This window comes from Aeromonas media (assembly GCF_020423125.1).
GTDB classification, from domain to species: domain Bacteria; phylum Pseudomonadota; class Gammaproteobacteria; order Enterobacterales; family Aeromonadaceae; genus Aeromonas; species Aeromonas media.
Genome location: NZ_CP075564.1, coordinates 2,903,698 through 2,918,817, shown reverse-complemented (window position 1 = coordinate 2,918,817; position 15,120 = coordinate 2,903,698). Strand labels below are relative to the sequence as shown.

The 15,120-nt window shown below is 64.8% G+C and carries 17 protein-coding genes and 1 pseudogene; 6 read left to right on the top strand and 12 right to left on the bottom strand.

Going from position 1 to position 15,120, the window contains the following annotated elements; translation table 11 throughout:
* Positions 1–32 precede the first annotated feature (32 nt).
* Entirely contained in the window at positions 33–1,271 is a 1,239-nt protein-coding gene (locus tag KI797_RS13355) for an MFS transporter (RefSeq protein ID WP_226169665.1), read from the bottom strand.
* Positions 1,264–1,767, bottom strand: a complete 504-nt coding sequence (locus KI797_RS13350) for a nucleoside deaminase (RefSeq protein ID WP_041206109.1) — start codon at positions 1,765–1,767, stop codon at positions 1,264–1,266. The genes KI797_RS13355 and KI797_RS13350 overlap by 8 nt, the downstream gene beginning before the upstream one ends.
* Before the next feature lie 121 nt (positions 1,768–1,888).
* Between KI797_RS13350 and KI797_RS13345 the strand changes: the two genes are divergently transcribed.
* Complete coding sequence (locus KI797_RS13345; protein WP_005332702.1) at positions 1,889–2,740, top strand: LysR family transcriptional regulator; 852 nt, start codon at positions 1,889–1,891, stop codon at positions 2,738–2,740.
* 71 nt (positions 2,741–2,811) lie between these two features.
* Here KI797_RS13345 and KI797_RS13340 read toward each other — a convergent pair whose 3' ends face one another.
* The 4 genes and pseudogenes from KI797_RS13340 to KI797_RS13325 all read right to left on the bottom strand — a co-directional run.
* Entirely contained in the window at positions 2,812–3,279 is a 468-nt protein-coding gene (locus tag KI797_RS13340) for a GyrI-like domain-containing protein (protein ID WP_005332701.1), read from the bottom strand.
* Between the two features lie 69 nt (positions 3,280–3,348).
* Positions 3,349–3,504 (bottom strand): pleiotropic regulatory protein RsmS, encoded by a 156-nt coding sequence (rsmS, locus tag KI797_RS13335; protein WP_081805738.1) that lies wholly within the window; start codon positions 3,502–3,504, stop codon positions 3,349–3,351.
* Positions 3,505–3,589: 85 nt separating this feature from the next.
* Positions 3,590–4,060 carry an acyl-CoA thioesterase gene (locus KI797_RS13330; RefSeq protein WP_041207030.1) on the bottom strand — a complete coding sequence of 157 codons (471 nt, stop codon included), beginning with the start codon at positions 4,058–4,060 and terminating at the stop codon, positions 3,590–3,592.
* Between the two features lie 333 nt (positions 4,061–4,393).
* Positions 4,394–5,221 (bottom strand): annotated as a pseudogene (locus KI797_RS13325) (DMT family transporter); the annotation flags it as partial.
* Positions 5,222–5,284: 63 nt separating this feature from the next.
* Here KI797_RS13325 and KI797_RS13320 point away from each other — a divergent pair.
* The gene (locus KI797_RS13320; protein ID WP_005332699.1) at positions 5,285–5,938 is read left to right on the top strand and encodes a tellurite resistance TerB family protein; all 654 of its coding nucleotides are present in this window, start codon (positions 5,285–5,287) and stop codon (positions 5,936–5,938) included.
* A 181-nt stretch (positions 5,939–6,119) separates the two neighbouring features.
* Positions 6,120–6,578, top strand: a complete 459-nt coding sequence (locus KI797_RS13315; RefSeq protein ID WP_005332697.1) for a GNAT family N-acetyltransferase — start codon at positions 6,120–6,122, stop codon at positions 6,576–6,578.
* Positions 6,579–6,671: 93 nt separating this feature from the next.
* Here KI797_RS13315 and KI797_RS13310 read toward each other — a convergent pair whose 3' ends face one another.
* The 5 genes from KI797_RS13310 to KI797_RS13290 form a co-directional block, all read right to left on the bottom strand.
* Positions 6,672–7,376 (bottom strand): hypothetical protein, encoded by a 705-nt coding sequence (locus tag KI797_RS13310; protein ID WP_041206108.1) that lies wholly within the window; start codon positions 7,374–7,376, stop codon positions 6,672–6,674.
* Positions 7,361–7,888, bottom strand: coding sequence for an RNA polymerase sigma factor (locus tag KI797_RS13305; protein ID WP_005327716.1), 528 nt, complete (start codon positions 7,886–7,888; stop codon positions 7,361–7,363). The genes KI797_RS13310 and KI797_RS13305 overlap by 16 nt, the downstream gene beginning before the upstream one ends.
* 7 nt (positions 7,889–7,895) lie before the next feature.
* Complete coding sequence (locus KI797_RS13300) at positions 7,896–8,315, bottom strand: COG4315 family predicted lipoprotein (protein ID WP_005327713.1); 420 nt, start codon at positions 8,313–8,315, stop codon at positions 7,896–7,898.
* 53 nt (positions 8,316–8,368) lie between these two features.
* The gene (locus KI797_RS13295; protein WP_005327710.1) at positions 8,369–9,175 is read right to left on the bottom strand and encodes a substrate-binding domain-containing protein; all 807 of its coding nucleotides are present in this window, start codon (positions 9,173–9,175) and stop codon (positions 8,369–8,371) included.
* 120 nt (positions 9,176–9,295) lie between these two features.
* Positions 9,296–10,711, bottom strand: coding sequence for an aminotransferase-like domain-containing protein (locus tag KI797_RS13290; protein ID WP_005327708.1), 1,416 nt, complete (start codon positions 10,709–10,711; stop codon positions 9,296–9,298).
* 121 nt (positions 10,712–10,832) lie between these two features.
* On the opposite strand from KI797_RS13290, the gene KI797_RS13285 reads away from it, so the two are divergent.
* From KI797_RS13285 to cydX, 3 genes are read left to right on the top strand one after another with little or no spacing between them, the layout of a single operon-like run.
* Complete coding sequence (locus KI797_RS13285) at positions 10,833–12,404, top strand: cytochrome ubiquinol oxidase subunit I (protein ID WP_041206107.1); 1,572 nt, start codon at positions 10,833–10,835, stop codon at positions 12,402–12,404.
* Positions 12,404–13,531 (top strand): cytochrome d ubiquinol oxidase subunit II, encoded by a 1,128-nt coding sequence (cydB, locus tag KI797_RS13280; protein ID WP_005327704.1) that lies wholly within the window; start codon positions 12,404–12,406, stop codon positions 13,529–13,531. Before KI797_RS13285 ends, cydB begins: the two co-directional genes overlap by 1 nt.
* A gap of 24 nt (positions 13,532–13,555) precedes the next feature.
* Complete coding sequence (gene cydX, locus KI797_RS13275) at positions 13,556–13,669, top strand: cytochrome bd-I oxidase subunit CydX (protein ID WP_005310033.1); 114 nt, start codon at positions 13,556–13,558, stop codon at positions 13,667–13,669.
* 63 nt (positions 13,670–13,732) lie between these two features.
* Here the strand turns inward: cydX and KI797_RS13270 are convergent, their stop codons facing one another.
* Positions 13,733–14,905: an MFS transporter gene (locus tag KI797_RS13270; protein WP_226169663.1), complete on the bottom strand. Its 1,173-nt coding sequence runs from the start codon at positions 14,903–14,905 to the stop codon at positions 13,733–13,735.
* Positions 14,906–15,120 lie beyond the last annotated feature (215 nt).

The following is a 15,120-nucleotide window of genomic DNA, read 5'->3' as shown; positions in this document are numbered from 1 at the left end:
ACTCGCTTTTCAACTTGCTCAATACACCGGCCCTAGGCCGGTGTATTGCTTTGTGCCGTCTGGCCCCGTTGGCTGACAGGAGCCGCAGGCTGTCGCATCACGCGGGCGTAGTGGCGCGGATCCAGATGCAGTACCAGCAGGCTCATCAGCGCCAGCCCCCCCAACTGCCACTGCCAGGCGCTGGCAAAGTCGCCGCTCAAGTGATGCAGGCGGGCCGCCACCCAGGGGCCCGTGGCCGCCAGGATGAAGCCAAACCCCTGCATCAGGGCGCTGAGGCTGCCGGCGCGCCTGGGGTCTGGCAGGTGATCCAGCGCAATCACCATGATGAGGGAGAAGCTGCCGCCAAGTCCGGCGCCGCACAGCAGGCACCAGAGGATGGGGGCGACTTCTGGGGCGAGCCAGAGGCCGCCAAAGCCCGCCACCTGCGCCGCGATGGCGAGCCCCATCCAGGGGCGCCTGTCCAGCTTGCGCGCCGCCAACAGCGGCAGACCCAGGCCGCTCACGGTCTGGGCCAGGGCCAGCCAGGCCACCAGCTCGCCCCCCTGCTGGGTGCTCCACCCCAGCGCCAGGTAGGCGGGGGCCAGCCAGGCCACGACGATGCCGTAGCCGCTGTTGATGATGCCAAAGCAGGCGATCAGCAGCCAGGCGCGGGGCAGCGCGATCAGCCGCTGCTCCCCAGATACGGGGGAGTGCTGCGTGGCGGCGGGCAGGCGCACCCGCCAGCCGAGCCAGACCAGGGCCAGCAGCACCGGCAGGCTCCACAGGGCCAGCGCCCGGGACCAGTCGAGGTGCACGGCGACCCTGGGGGTGAGCACGGCGCCGAGCGCCCCGCCCCCCATCATGCAGGCCGAGAAGATCCCCATCACCAGAGGCACCTTGCCCGCGAAAGCCCCCTTGATGAGGCCGGGCAATGTCCCCTGTACCAGGGCCGACCCCAGACCGCACAGGGCGGCGCTGGCGATGAGCAGGGTGCCGCTCGCGAGATCGAGGCGCAGGGCGCTGCCCAGCATCAGCAGCAACAGGGCCGTGCCGAGCAAGGGGCGCGGCCCGGTCTTGTCGAGCAGGGACAGGGTAAGCAGGACGCCGACCCCGATCAGCAACAGTGGCAGCAGGGTGACCCAGGCCAGCCTGTCCATCCCGAGCGCCAGTTGGGCATCTATCTCCCCCGCCAGGGGGCCGATGGCGGTGAGGAAGGGGCGCAGATTGATGCCAATCAGCACCACCAACACCAGCAGGGCGCCGCTGCCGGAGGGAAGCGGGCGCTTAACCATGGGACTGGGGGCCGTAGAGGGCGGCGGCCGAGATGGGGCTTGGCAGCTTGATCAATGGCAGGGGCGGCGGGCAGAGCGGCAGGCGCAGCGCCGCGTAAGCCGCGCTGCTGTCAAAGCCGAAGGGGGCCGCGCCTTCATTGTCGAAGGCGTAGTAGACGGCACTGATGCCGTTCATCACCAGGGCGCACAGGCACATGGGGCAGGGGTGGCCGCTGGCGTAGACCACGGCGCCCTTGAGCGGCCCATGTTGGCTGGCGGTGCGCAGCGCCTCCAGCTCAGCGTGGCGGGTGGGATCCCCCGCTTCCAGCATACGGTTGACGGCGCTCGCCACCAGCTGATTGTCTCGCACCAGCAGGGCGGCGAAGGGGCGGCCCCCCTGCTGACGGTGGGTCAGTGCCAGCTGAAGGGTCTGTTCCAACCACCCTTGATGGCTGGGGGCCGAGACGGTGGTGAGGGCGTTGACGGGGCGTGTTCCGGACTGGGGGGGCTGTGACATGGATTTTCCTGGCAAAAGAGAGGAGTGACGGCAGCCTAACGGGGCCGCAAGTCATTTGGAAATTAAATGATAAAATGACTTTCAGTGATTTTATAAATGGAGCCATCCCATGGAGCGACCCTTGCTGGATCCCCACCTGCTGCAGAGCTTTGTCGCCATCGTCGAGACCGGCAGCTTCACCCGAGCCGGCGAGCGGATGCATCTGACCCAGTCCACCATCAGCCAGCAGATGCGCCGCCTCGAGCAGCAGCTCGGTTGCCCGCTGCTCGACAGATCCGGCCGCCAGGTGGTGACCACGGCCCAGGGGGAGACCCTGCTCGGGCTGGCGCGCCGCATCCTGGGGCTGCTGGCCCAGGCGGGAGATCGGGTGGGGGAGACGAGCCTGCCCCTGCGCCTCGGGGTGCCGGAGGATTTCGCCGCCGGTGCCATGACGGCGGTGCTGGCGGCCTTCGCCCGGCAATACCCCGAGGTGAGGCTGGAGGTGCAAAGCGATCTCAGCCACGCCCTGTGGCAGGCCTTCGAGGCGGGGGAGCTGGATCTGGCGCTGATCAAGCAGGGGCAGGGGGAGCCCATCGCCCGCTGGCGCGAGCCGCTCGCCTGGGTCGACAGCCGCGACTGGCCCGCGGGGGAGCGGGATCCTGTTCCCCTGGTGGTGTTTCCGAACGAAGGCCTCTACCGGCGCCAGATAACCGACGCCCTGGATGCCAGGGGCATTGCCTGGCGCATCGCCTACGTGAGTGCCAGCCTCGCCAGCCTGCAGGGGGCGGTGAGCGCGGGCATAGGGGTGAGCCTGTTGCCCGCCCGCTTGCTGCAACCCGATCAGGTGGAGCTGACGGATTGGCCCGCGGTGCGTTCGGTGGAGCTGGCCCTGCACCTGGGGGCAGGGGGCAGTGAGCCCCTCAGCCGGTTGTGCGAGGCCCTTATCGCGCTCTGTGACGAGGTAATGGGGGAGGAGGCAATCGTACCGTGCTGAGCAGGGCAGCGCGGCGCCGAACAGTGCCGTGTTGAGACGTGCCCTGCGAAGGCCACTTTCGTCTCAGCCCCTCAGGCCAGGGCTTGCCTCGGTACCACGGCGAGCCAGACTTCCACCTCCCCGCAGCCGCTCTTTGGGTCAAATTTGTCGCCGTAGCGCTCAAAGTCCGGCTTGTGGGCGGACTCATAGTCCGAGTGTGCCAGCCAGTCCAGCGCCTGTTGCCAGGTGTGCGGCAGGGCATCCACATGGCCCAGATGGCGAAAGACCGCATAGGTCTGGGGGGCGATGCGCATCCGGCCAAGCCCGGGGGGGAGCACCTCCAGGGCGGCGACCTCGACCGCGCACATATATTCGCAGCCGCTCTCGTCGGCGCCGCAGATGACGCCGTAGGCGTGCTCCCCCAGCTGACCCGGCAGGGGGCCAAGGGCGCTGAAGTCACGCCACTGGCCACCGAAGTCACCGTGCTGGAAGTCGTGATGGCGACGTAGGCCGCCAAGCAGCATGGCGTTGCCGGTTTCGAAGCGAACGGGGTCTGACATGGTGCCTCCTGGGTTGTAGGAGAAGGGTTGAAGGGAAAGAGGTGAAGGGACAGGGTCGAGGTGAGCGCGTCAGTGCGCCCGACCTTCCTCACGCTTGCGCTCATAGTCCTGGCGAACGATGGCGAGCGCCGCCAGGACGAGATCCGGGGCAATCTGGTTGGTTTCCAGCAGTTCTATCAGATCCACCGCGAGTTTGACCTCGGGCGGTGCAGTTTCCAGTGACATCTTGGTTTCTCATGGGGCAGCGTGGTCGCCATTATAGCGCCCCAGGTGGTGAAGACACGCCTCGGCTGCCGGGGTTTGACGGGTGTCACATGTGCTGGCGCATCTCCTTGTCGAGCTCCTCGCGCAGGGTCATCAGCTTCCTGGCGTACTGCTGCAACTGCAGATCCTGCTCGCTCACCGGCTGCCATTGGGGCACAGGACTCGGTTTGCCGTGCTCGTCCATGGCCACGAAGATGATGATGCAGTGGGTGGTCTTGTGACGCGCAGGGTCAGTGGGGTGGCGGCTGTAGACGTCTACCGCCAGGTGCATGCTGGTGGTGCCGGTGTGGATCACCTTGGCGTGCACCTCCACCAGCTGGCCTATCTGGATGGGGCGTAAAAAACGGATGCCCCCCACATAGACGGTGACGGCATAGCCGCCACACCAACCGGCGGCGCAGGCATAGCCGGCCTGATCGATCCACTTCATCACCATGCCGCCATGGACCTTGCCTCCGAAGTTGACGTCGGCCGGTTCGGCCAGAAATTGCAGGGTCAGTTCGCGGGGTGGGATCATGCTCTCTCCTCGGCTTATTGCCGGTAACTCTTGCGATAGGCCTCGGCCTGCTGGCAGGCGGGCACCTTGGAAAAATCGGGGCGCTTGTTGCCCTCGCGCTGGCCGAAGCTGGCAAACTCCTGCTGGCAGCGGGTCGTTTTGCCCCCCTCCTTGATGCAGGTGTCGATGCGCTGCTGTCGGCCCTGCACGATCAGCAGTTGCTGGGCGTCGGAACAGGCCCGATCCAGCCCGGCTTGATGGGTTTCCCGATCCTGCTCTATGGCGAGCAGGCCGCTCGACAGGCTGCTGGCGAGCAGCAAAATGACCATCTTCATCATGCTTTGTCTCCTTGTGGGGGCGTCCTGTTATGACCAGGGCTATGCCCCCCAGAATGCCCAGTGATGACAATAACAACCGCAGCGACCAGGACTCATCCAACCAGATGATCCCGGCCAGCGCCGCAAGCAGGGGCACCAGCAGCTGGACGCTGGCGGCCAGGGTGCGTCCCAGTTGGGGCAGCACCAGATACCAGAGCGCATACCCAAGGCCGGAGGCGAGGGCCCCCGAGGCCAGGGCGTAGCCAATGGCCGCCGGGCTGGCCTCAAGCCGGCCAAGCAGCAGGTAGAGCAGCGCCGCCGGCAGGCTGGCCCGCAGGAAGTGACCGGCATTGGCGGCGATGGGATCGGCAAAGCGTGAGGCCCGCAGGGTATAGCAGGCCCAGGCGATGCCGGCGCCTATCATCAGGGCCGCCCCCAGGGGATCCGGCGCCCGGATGCCGGGCAGCAACAGCAATACCAGCCCTGCCATGGCGAGCAGCAGGCCAGCCCACTGGCGCAGTGGCAGGGACTCTCCGCGCAGCAGGGGCGGTGCCAGCATGCTGAGCTGGACGGCGGCAAACAGCAGCAGGGCACCGGTGCCTGCGGTCAGGGTGAGATAGGCGAACGAGAAGGCGGCGCCATAGGCGATGAGCGCGAGGGCACCCCCCCAGTCTCCCTGGCGCGGCGACTGGTGGCGAACCCGGCACAGCAGGATCAGCATCAGGGCGCCGCTGGTCAGCCGCAGCAGGGTAAACAGGGCCGGATCCATCCGCTCTTCGAACAGAGCGAGGCGGCAGAGTACCGAATTGGCAGCGAACGCAGTGAGCGTCAGCAGGGTCAGCAGCAACAGGCGGGGCAGTGGCATCCATTCACCTTGAGTTCAGTGGGCGCGGCACAGCATGGTATTTCATGCAAATGAGGAGGCCCTATGAAACAGATGCTGGAGCAATTGATGGGAGCTGGCAAGGGCTGGCTCAACGATGGTGGTGACACGCGCAAGGCCCAGATGAAAGGCATGGCCCAAGGGGGGCTGGCCGCCGGAGCCATGGCGCTGCTGCTTGGCAACAAGAATATACGCAAATACGGGACCAAGGTGGCGGCGGTGGGTGGGGCGGCCGCCCTCGGCGGTCTGGCCTACAAGCTCTATCAGGACTGGCAGCAGAACCAGAGTGCGCCAGCGGCCGGCACGCCCCATCCCCTCAACGAGCTGGCGGGCGCCGAGCTGGATGCCCGAGCCAGCTTGCTGGTGCGCGCCATGGTGGCCGCGGCCCGGGCCGACGGTCATATCGACGATGCCGAGCGGCTGAAGATCCAGCAGTACCTGACCGAGCAGGGCCAATCCGATGCCGCTCGCTGGATTGACGCCGAGCTGGCCCGCCCGCTGGATCCGCAAGCCCTGGCCCGGGAGGTCACCGACATGGAGCAGGCCACCGAGGTCTATCTCGCCTCCCTGCTCGCCGTCGAGGTGGATCACTTCATGGAGCGCGGCTATCTCGACGAGCTGGCCCGGGCCTTGAAGCTCGATGACAGCCTGAAAACCAGCATAGAACGCCAGGTGGCCCAGCTGGGTGCACCGGGTTGAGCCCTTGCTGCCATCAGGATTGTTCACAAGGCCCCGTTACGGGGCCTTGTGGTTTGTTGCCATCCGTTTAGCCATCCTGAATGGATACATTCGGCGCTTCACCTTGGTGCCGACTCCTCCTATGATGAACCCTTCCCCAGGCCTTGGGGTCAGTTCGTCAGCCAAATGCAAGGAGCACCCATTGGAAATACGCAAGGCAACCGAGCAGGATCTCGACGCCATTGTCGAGCTGGATCGGCAGATAGGGCAGATCCACTTCGAGCAGGCTCCCGAGGTGTTCTGCCCTCCCTCTTCACGGCAGCGGGCGTTTCTGCTGGACGCCATCCAGAGCGAGGGGCGACTGTTTTGTGTCGCCGTGGTGGAGGGGGTGGTCGCGGGGTTTCTGACTGCCCGAATCGATATCAATGAAGCCATTCCGTTTCTTACCAAGCTGCCCGTCTGTCGGATCACGACCGTGGTGGTGGATGAGCACCACAGATCCCGTGGCATAGGCAAGGCACTGATCGCCCATTGCGATGGCTGGGCCAAGGCCCGCGACGCAAGCCAGATCCGGCTGGAGGTGATGTCATTCAATGACAGAGCCAGGTCGCTTTACGAATCCCTTGGCTTTACCCGGCAGTCTGAAACGTACGCCAGATAGCCCGACACCGGTGAATAAACAAGGCCCCATTATGGGGCCTTGTTGTTGCTGTTGTTGAAAGTGCAGCGCGTGGTGAAAGTGCTGCGATCGTGCTTAGCTCTCCGCCGGCCAGGGGCCGAGCTCGATACAGTGGCCACGATAGAGCGGGTGTTCGCTCCCCGTCGCCATCACCAGCAGTTCGCTGCTCTGTTTGAGCTGCTGCCATTCGGTGGGGGTCATCAGGCGGCCCGCCATGACCTCCCCGAGGGGGGCGAGGGGCACCAGCTTGGCCGATTCTCGATCGCGCATCCAGAGCATGGCGTCGGCGGGCAGGCGCAGCGGGTTCGCCAGATTCTGTTGCAAGCGGATGCTGGACTGACCCGGCCGCTTGCCCTGATAGGCCACCAGCACGAAGGGGACCTCCTCGCCCGCGGAGGACATCGTGGCCAGGTAGCGCACCGGCTGGATGGGCGCGGAGTGCCAGGGAAGCAGCGGTTGGAGCCATACCCCCAGCAGCAGGGAGGCAGCCATGGCGAGCGGCCACCACAGGCGGTTGGGTCCGGGCTTGGGGGAGATCCCCTGCGCTATCCCGTGCCAGATCTGGCGGGGCAGGGGCGGGGCGGGTTGAGGTTGGCGCAGCAGAGGATCCAGATGTTGCTGCCACTGTTCAATCCACTGCCACCAGTCAGGATCGCGGGCCATCAGGCGGCTCATCCTGGCCTGCACCCGCGGGCTCAGGGTACCCAGCACATACTCGCCGGCGAGCCGCTCGCGCAGGGCGGGGTCTCGATAGCGTTTGGGGGTCATTGAGTCAGGCATAGCTTGAGCTCCTCCAGTCCGCGCCGGATCCAGGACTTGACCGTGCCGAGCGGGGTCTGGGTGTGGCTGACTATCTCCTGGTGGCTCAGGCCGTGCCGATAAGCGAGCACGATGGCGTTGCGCTTGTCGGCACAGAGCCGTCCGAGGCAATGCTCGAGGGAAAAAGAGGGGGACAGCCCCTCTGTCTCCTGGCCGGGCTTCTCCTCCCAGGACTCATCCAGTGGGGTCTCCCCGTGGCGTTTCTTCGCCCTCAGTGCGTCGATGGCCAGATGGCGCATGCACTGGCAGAGCCAGGCCCAGGGATAGTCGACGGGATAGGCGCTCTGACCGTGCCAGATCTTCAAAAAGCCCTCCTGCAGGATGTCTGCGGCCCACTGCTTGTCCTTGAGCAGGGCGTGGAGCATGGCATACAGAGGCTGGCCCGTCAGCCGGTAGAGCGCTTCAAATGCCTGCTTGTCCCTCTGCTGGCTGCGGGCGAGCAGGTGGGCAAGTTGCTGGTTGTCGATATTCACTCAGACCTCATAGTTGGACGCGGTGCCAGACATTCTTCACGCCATCCCCGCTGCTCTGGCCGGGCTGCTCATCCTTGATCCAGCGATAGAGCGGTTGGCCACGGTAGCTCCATTGATAGTTGCCATCGTCGCGCAGGATCAGGCTGATGCCGACGTCTGCCGCGCTGCCGACGCCCGCCTTGGCCTGCTCCGCGCTGGCCAATGCTGGCGGCCACTTTTCGGCGCACTCAGCATAACAGGTTGATTTTCCTTGGGCATCCTTGTCGAAGCGGTAGAGGCTGAAGCCCTTGGCATCGACCAGATAGGTCTTGCCGTTCTCGGTCATCCGGGCGATGGGCAACTGCTCGGCCCCGCTCAGGGGCTGGGTGTCCAGGGCCCAGGCCGAAGCGAGGGGCAGGCAGGCGAGGGTGATGAGGAACTTGTTCATGGTGTTCTCCTTGGGTCTGTTGGCGATGGTTTCTTGGCGATGAGAGGTCAGGGTTAACGGGTCCAGCCATCCTGGGCGAAGAAGGGCTCGCTTTGGGGGCTGTCGATGAAATCGATAAAGCGCTGGGTGCTGGGATCCGCGCCCTGCGCCTTGGTGATCAGCAGACCGCGATAGATGCGGCGTTCCGGCTCGATCTCGACGAAGTCGGCCTTGTCCTGGTGGTTCAGGGGCCAATGCACCCAGGTGATCCAGGCATCGGCCTGCTGATGGGTGAAGGCCCGGAAGCTGGCGCCGCTGCCCTGTTCGAAGGCGACGATGTTGCGCCTGAGCTTCTGCACATCGGCCAGCTTGCCCTTGCGCCCGGCCACATCTTCCCAGAGCCCGGTGCCCGAGGTGTTGTAGCTGCCGAGCCCTTCGGTCACTACCACCTTGAGGGAGCGGTTGATCAGATCCTCCACCCCGGTGATCTGCGCCGGGTTGCCCTTTTGCACCGCGATGACGCTGCGGCGCAGGTAGTAGGCGTGGGCGCTCTCCCTGTCGAGGAAGGGGTAACTCTGCAGGTAGGCGGACATGGATTGCTCGGCGCCGGCGAAGATGAGATCCGCATCCTTGACGGCCCTGTCACGCCAGCTATGTTCGGGGCCGGCGGTGACCTCGACCGGGATCCCGGTCTCCTGCTGGAAGGCCGCGGCCGCCCGTTTCAGGGCGGTGTCCGGGCCACCGGGACCGTAGAGGCGGATCACGCCATCACCGGCCTGATGGACTGGGTCGGTCTGGGCATCGGGGGAGAGGGGGGCGGCCTGCAGCGGCTGGATGAGGGCCGAGCAGAGCAGGGCGAGCCAGAGGGGTTGGGATTTCATCGTCTCTCCTTGATTGAGGTTCAAGCAAGAGACGAAGGAGGGAGGTGATTGGATGCAGTTGAGGAAAAATTAATTTATCAATAAAGCCGAACCCGCCTCAGGCGCAGCTATCGATAAAGGCTAGGAGCCTCCGAGCTGCTGGTGGACCAGGGCCGCCAACCGGGTGAGGGCGGCCTCCAGCGCCGGGCTCCAGGGATGGGCGCTGTTGAGGCGCAGGCAGTGGTTGTGCTGGCCCTGGCTCGAGAACAGGGCCCCGGGGGCCAGTGAGAAACCGCTGGTCAGCGCCTGGGCATAGAGGGCCCGGCTGTCGAGGCGCGCGTCGAATGTCAGCCAGAGGAAGTAGCCGCCGTCCGGGGTCGAGATATGCACCTCGTCCTGGAAGAGGCGCAGCAGGGCCGCTCGCATCTGCTGCTGGCGCTGGGCCAGGGTGTGGCGCAGGCGGCGAAAGTGGGCGTCCACCCCGCCCTGGCGCAGCATGTCAGCGAGCGCCAGCTGGCTCGGCACATTGGTGGAGAGGGTCGACATCAGTTGCAGCCGCTGGATGCGCTCGGCATGGGATCCGGCCACCACCCAGCCGACCCGAAAGCCCGGCGCCAGGCACTTGGTCCAGGAGCCGCACAGTAGGCTGTCGCCCCGGGCGTCCCAGCGCTTGATGGGGCTGGGGCGTTCGCGGCCAAAATAGAGCTCGGCGTAGACGTCGTCCTCCACCAGGGGCACCTCATGGGCGTTGAGCAATTGCATCAGTGCCTGCTTGTGGCCATCCGGCATGGTGTGACCGAGCGGATGCTGCACGTTGCCCATCAGCCAGCACGCCTTGATGGGGCGCTGGGCGAGGGCCTCGGTGAGCAGGGCGAGATCGATGCCCACCCCGGGGATCACGGGTATTTCCACCACGTTGAGCTTGAGCCGCTCTATGGCCTGCAGGGCGCCGTAGAAGGTGGGGGACTCCACCACCACCCAGTCCCCGGGCTCGGTCAGCACCTGCAGGCTTAAGGAGAGCGCCTCCATGGCGCCCGTGGTGATGATGATCTCCTGGGGATCCACCGCTAGGCCGTCGTTGGCGTAACGCTGGGCGATGGCGCGGCGCAGCGCCTCGTTGCCGGGGGGAAGATCTGCCACCGTGCTGAAGGGATCGAGGCGGCGCATGCAGCTCGCCAGGGCCCGGCCGAGCTGGGGGTGGGGGAAGAGGGCGGGATCCGCCACCGCGAGCCCCAGCGGCACCAGCTCCCGGGACTTGCTCGCCTGCAACACCTCGAACACCAGATCGTTGATGTCCACCGAGCCGCTGTAGTGCGCCTGCTGCGGCGTGCTGGCGCGCAGCGGGGAGGCGGCGGCCTTGACGTAGTAACCGGACTGGGGCCTGGCCAGAATGAGGCCGAGGCTCTCGAGCAACTGGTAGGCCTGCAGCACCGTCATGGGGCTCAAATGATGGGTCTTGCAGCTCTGGCGGATGGAGGGGATGCGCTCCCCCGGCTGCCAGAGGCCGCTCTCTATCTGCTGCTGCAACAAGGCAGCCAGCTGACCGTAACGGGACATGGGGTGGCCTAAACTGTTATAGGTGGATTTCACTATAACTGCATCTGTTATAGGTGTCATGGCACGTGTTGTACTTAACGGGCGAAAACCTGTCTGTTAAATGCAACATAGAGAGTCATGCATGATAAGCCTGGATGATGTGGTCAGCCTCTCCCGAATACAGTTCGGCGCGACGGCGATGTTCCACTTTCTGTTTGTGCCCCTCACCCTGGGACTGTCCTGGATCCTGGTGATTGCCGAGTCCGCCTACGTGATGACCGGCAAGGTGATCTACAAGGACATCACCCGCTTCTGGGGCAAGCTGTTTGGTATCAACTTCGTCATGGGGGTCACTACCGGCATCACCCTGGAGTTCCAGTTTGGTACCAACTGGGCCTATTACTCCCACTACGTTGGCGACATCTTCGGCACCCCGCTGGCGGTAGAGGGGCTGATGGCCTTCTTCCTGGAATCCACTCTGGTAGGCCTCTTCTTCTTCGGCTGGGACAAGCTCTCCCGGGGTCAGCACCTGCTGGTGACCGCGCTGGTGGCGCTCGGCTCCAACCTCTCCGCACTCTGGATCCTCATCGCCAACGGCTGGATGCAGAACCCGGTCGGCGCCGAGTTCAACCCCATGACGATGCGCATGGAGCTGACCGACGTGGCGGCGGTAATCTTCAACCCGGTGGCCCAGGTCAAGTTCGTCCACACGGTGGCGGCGGGCTATGTGGCGGCCTCCCTGTTCGTGATGGGGGTGAGCAGCTGGTATCTGCTGCGCCGCATGGAGGTGCGCTTCGCCCTGCGATCCTTTGCCATTGCCTCGGGCTTTGGCCTGGCCGCCATCCTCTCTGTCATCGTGCTGGGGGACGAGTCGGGCTACCGCTCCGGGGAGGTGCAGAAGGTCAAGCTCGCCGCCATAGAGGCGGAGTGGCACACCGAACCCGCCCCTGCCTCCTTCACCCTGTTCGGCCTGCCGGATCAGGGTGACGAGACCACCCACGGGGCCATCAAAATTCCCTACCTGATGGGCATCATCGCCACCCGCTCTCTCGATGAGCAGGTGACCGGCCTTAAAGATCTGAAAGCGCAGCACGAGGTGCGCATTCGCAGCGGCATGCTGGCGTATGACGCCCTGGAGGCGCTGCGCTCAGACGGTAGCAATGCCGAGGCCCGCGCCACCTTCGAGCGTCACCGCGCGGATCTCGGCTACGGCCTGCTGCTCACCCCCCATGCCAAGGAGATTGGCAAGGCGGACGAGTCGGCCATTGCCAAGGCGGTCGACGACTCCATCCCTCAGGTGGCGCCGCTGTTCTGGAGCTTTAGGCTGATGGTGGGCATAGGCGTGGTGTTGCTCGGGCTCTTTGCCGCCGCCTTCCTGCAACTGTGCCGGGGCAAGCTGGTGCAATCCCCCCGTCTGCTCAAGGCGCTGTTCTGGTCTATTCCGCTGCCCTGGATTGCCATAGAGGCGGGTTGGTTCGTGGCCGAGTTCGGTCGTCAGCCCTGGACCATCAGCGACGTGCTGCCGGTCTCGGCCTCCGTCTCCTTGCTGCAACCTTGGCAGCTCTGGTTCAGCCTCATCTCCATCTTCCTTATCTACAGCACGCTGCTGGTGGTGGAGCTGTTCTTGTTGCGTCACGTGATCCGCAAAGGGCCCGCCAGCCTGCAGACGGGTCGTTATCAAGGTGAAGTGTTGAAAAACGGGAGTCCCGTCTGATGGATTACGAAACCCTGAAACTCATCTGGTGGGGGCTGGTGCTCTTCCTGCTCATCGGCTTCGTGGTGATGGACGGCTTCGATCTCGGGGTCGGCATGTTGCTCCCCGTGGTGGCCAACACCGATGAGGAGCGGCGCGTGCTGCTCAACAGCGTGGGCCCCGTGTGGGAAGGCAACCAGGTGTGGCTCATTGCCGGTGCCGGCACCCTGTTCGCCGCCTGGCCTCTGGTCTATGCCGCCTCCTTCTCGGCGCTCTATGTGCCCTTCATGTTCCTGCTGTTCGGCCTCTTCCTGCGCCCGGTCGGCTTTGACTATCGCAGCAAGCTGCCGGATCCCCTGTGGCGCCGCTGGTGGGACAGGGCCCTGGTGATGGGGGCTCTGCTGCCGACCCTGGTGTTTGGCGCGACCCTCGGCTTCTTGCTGCAAGGCTTGCCGTTTCGCTTCGACTCGGCCCTTCGCATCCACTACGGCGCCTTCGATTTCAACTGGCCGCTGCTGTTGACCTGCATGGGCACGGCGCTGGCTCTGCTGATGCTCCATGGCAGCAGCTTCCTGCTGTGCAAGACCCAGGGGGTGATAGCACAGCGCTGCGCCCGCCAGAGCCGCTGGCTCGGCCCATTGGCGAGTGGCCTGTTTGCCCTGGGTGGTTTCTGGCTGAGCCAGATGCGCGGTTACCGGATAGCCGAGATCGGGGATCTCAACAGCGTTCTGACGCCCCTGATGAAGCGGGTGGTGACAGCGCCGGATGGCTGGTTGGGCAACTTTATGGCGCACCCCTGGCTCTGGACTGTGCCTGCCCTGGGTCTCTTGCTGCCGCTCTTGAGCACGCTGGCAAGCGCCCTGGGCCGGGGGCGGCTGGCCATCCTCGCCAGTGGCGGTGCCTGCGCCGCCATGATGCTGACCGTGGCCATTGCGCTCTTCCCGTTTGTGCTGCCCTCGTCCCTGGAACCGTCGAGCAGCCTGACCCTGTGGGACGGTACCTCCAGCGAGCACACCCTCTTCATCATGCTGGGCATAGTCGCCGTGCTGATGCCCATCAACATCGGCTATACGCTCTGGGTCTATTGGGTGGGGCGGGGCAAGATGAGTACCGAGCAGGTGCGCCAGCAGGGCCATAGCCTCTACTAACACTGGAATTGAGGAGTTGTTGATATGTGGTATTTCACCTGGATTTTGGGGCTGGGGTTCGCGCTGCTGTGCGGCTTGGTCAATCTGCTCTGGCTGGAGGCGCGCTGGGCTGCGGATGAGGATCTCAAGGAGTCTTGAGCCGCACTATTTTGCCAATGAAAAAGGCCGACACTGGGTGTCGGCCTTGTCGTATGTGGGAAGTTAAACCGCCAGCGCCAATTTGGCCTCGCGCTTCTCGCTGACGTGGGTGAGGCCATAGGCCAGCAGCACGATCAGCGCACCAATCCAGGGGGTGTGCATCAATCCGAGGTGCTTCACCACGAAACCGCCCACCACGGATCCCAGCGCGATGCCGACGTTGAAGGCGGCGATGTTGAGGCCGGAGGCCACATCCACTGCATTGGGGGTGTGGATTACTGCCTGTTTTACCAGCAGTACCTGCAGCCCCGGCACGTTGCCGAATGCGAAGGCGCCCCACACCAGCACGGTGAACACCGCCAGCACCGGATGGGGCGCGGTGAAGGTGAGCATCAGCAGGATGAGTGCCAGACCGCCAAACATCAGCTTCAAGGCGGGCAGCGGGCCCATCTTGTCCGCGAGCTTGCCGCCCCAGATATTGCCGACGGCAACCGAGACCCCGTACACCAGCAGAATGAGGCTCACCGCATTGGCACCAAAACCGCTTACCTGCTGCAAGATGGGGGCGAGGAAGGTAAAGGCGGTGAAGGCGCCGCCGTAGCCCAGGGCCGTCTTGGCATAGACCATCAGCAGGGGCTTCTTGGTCAGCACGGCGAGCTGCTCACGAATACTGGAGGCCGCGCCTTTTGGCAGGTTGTTCGGGATCAGCAGCAGGCTGCCTGCCATGGCGATGACCCCGAGTGCACTCACCACCAGGAAGGTCTCGCGCCAGCCAAAGACCTGACCAATCCAGGTGCCAAGCGGCACGCCTGTCACCAGGGCGACCGTGAGGCCGCTGAACATGATGGCGATGGCGCTCGCCGCCTTCTCCTTGGCCACCAGCCCGGTGGCGATGGTGCTGCCCACCGAGAAGAAGACCCCGTGGGCCAGGCCGGTGAGGATGCGGGCGACGATCAGGCTCTCGTAGCCCGGTGCCTGCCAGGCCAGCAGGTTGCCAGCAGTGAAGAGCGCCATCAACCCGACCAGCAGCCACTTGCGCGGCAGCTTGCCGGTGAGCGCCGTTAAGATCGGCGCGCCTATGGCCACCCCCAGGGCATAGAGGCTGACCAGCAGGCCCGCCGAGGGGAGCGAGACATTGAGCTGCTCGGCTATGGTGGGGATCAGCCCCACGATCACAAACTCGGTGGTACCGATCGCAAAGGCACTCAGGGTGAGGGCAAATAACGCCAGTGGCATACAAACTCCTTGGATAGTGGCTCCCGACGGGAGAATGGCGCCAGTATGCCGATGAGCTTTGTTGGCAAAAATGACGGCAACGTCAAATTACTTTTGCCAAATCAGCAGCAATGGTGCCGTGGAAGGAGGAGTGGCTGAGGCAAGAGCGGGCGAAGAGCGCGAGTTGAGTGCAGAGGCAAAGCGTACAGACCGAACTGGGAACAAAGAGGGATGGT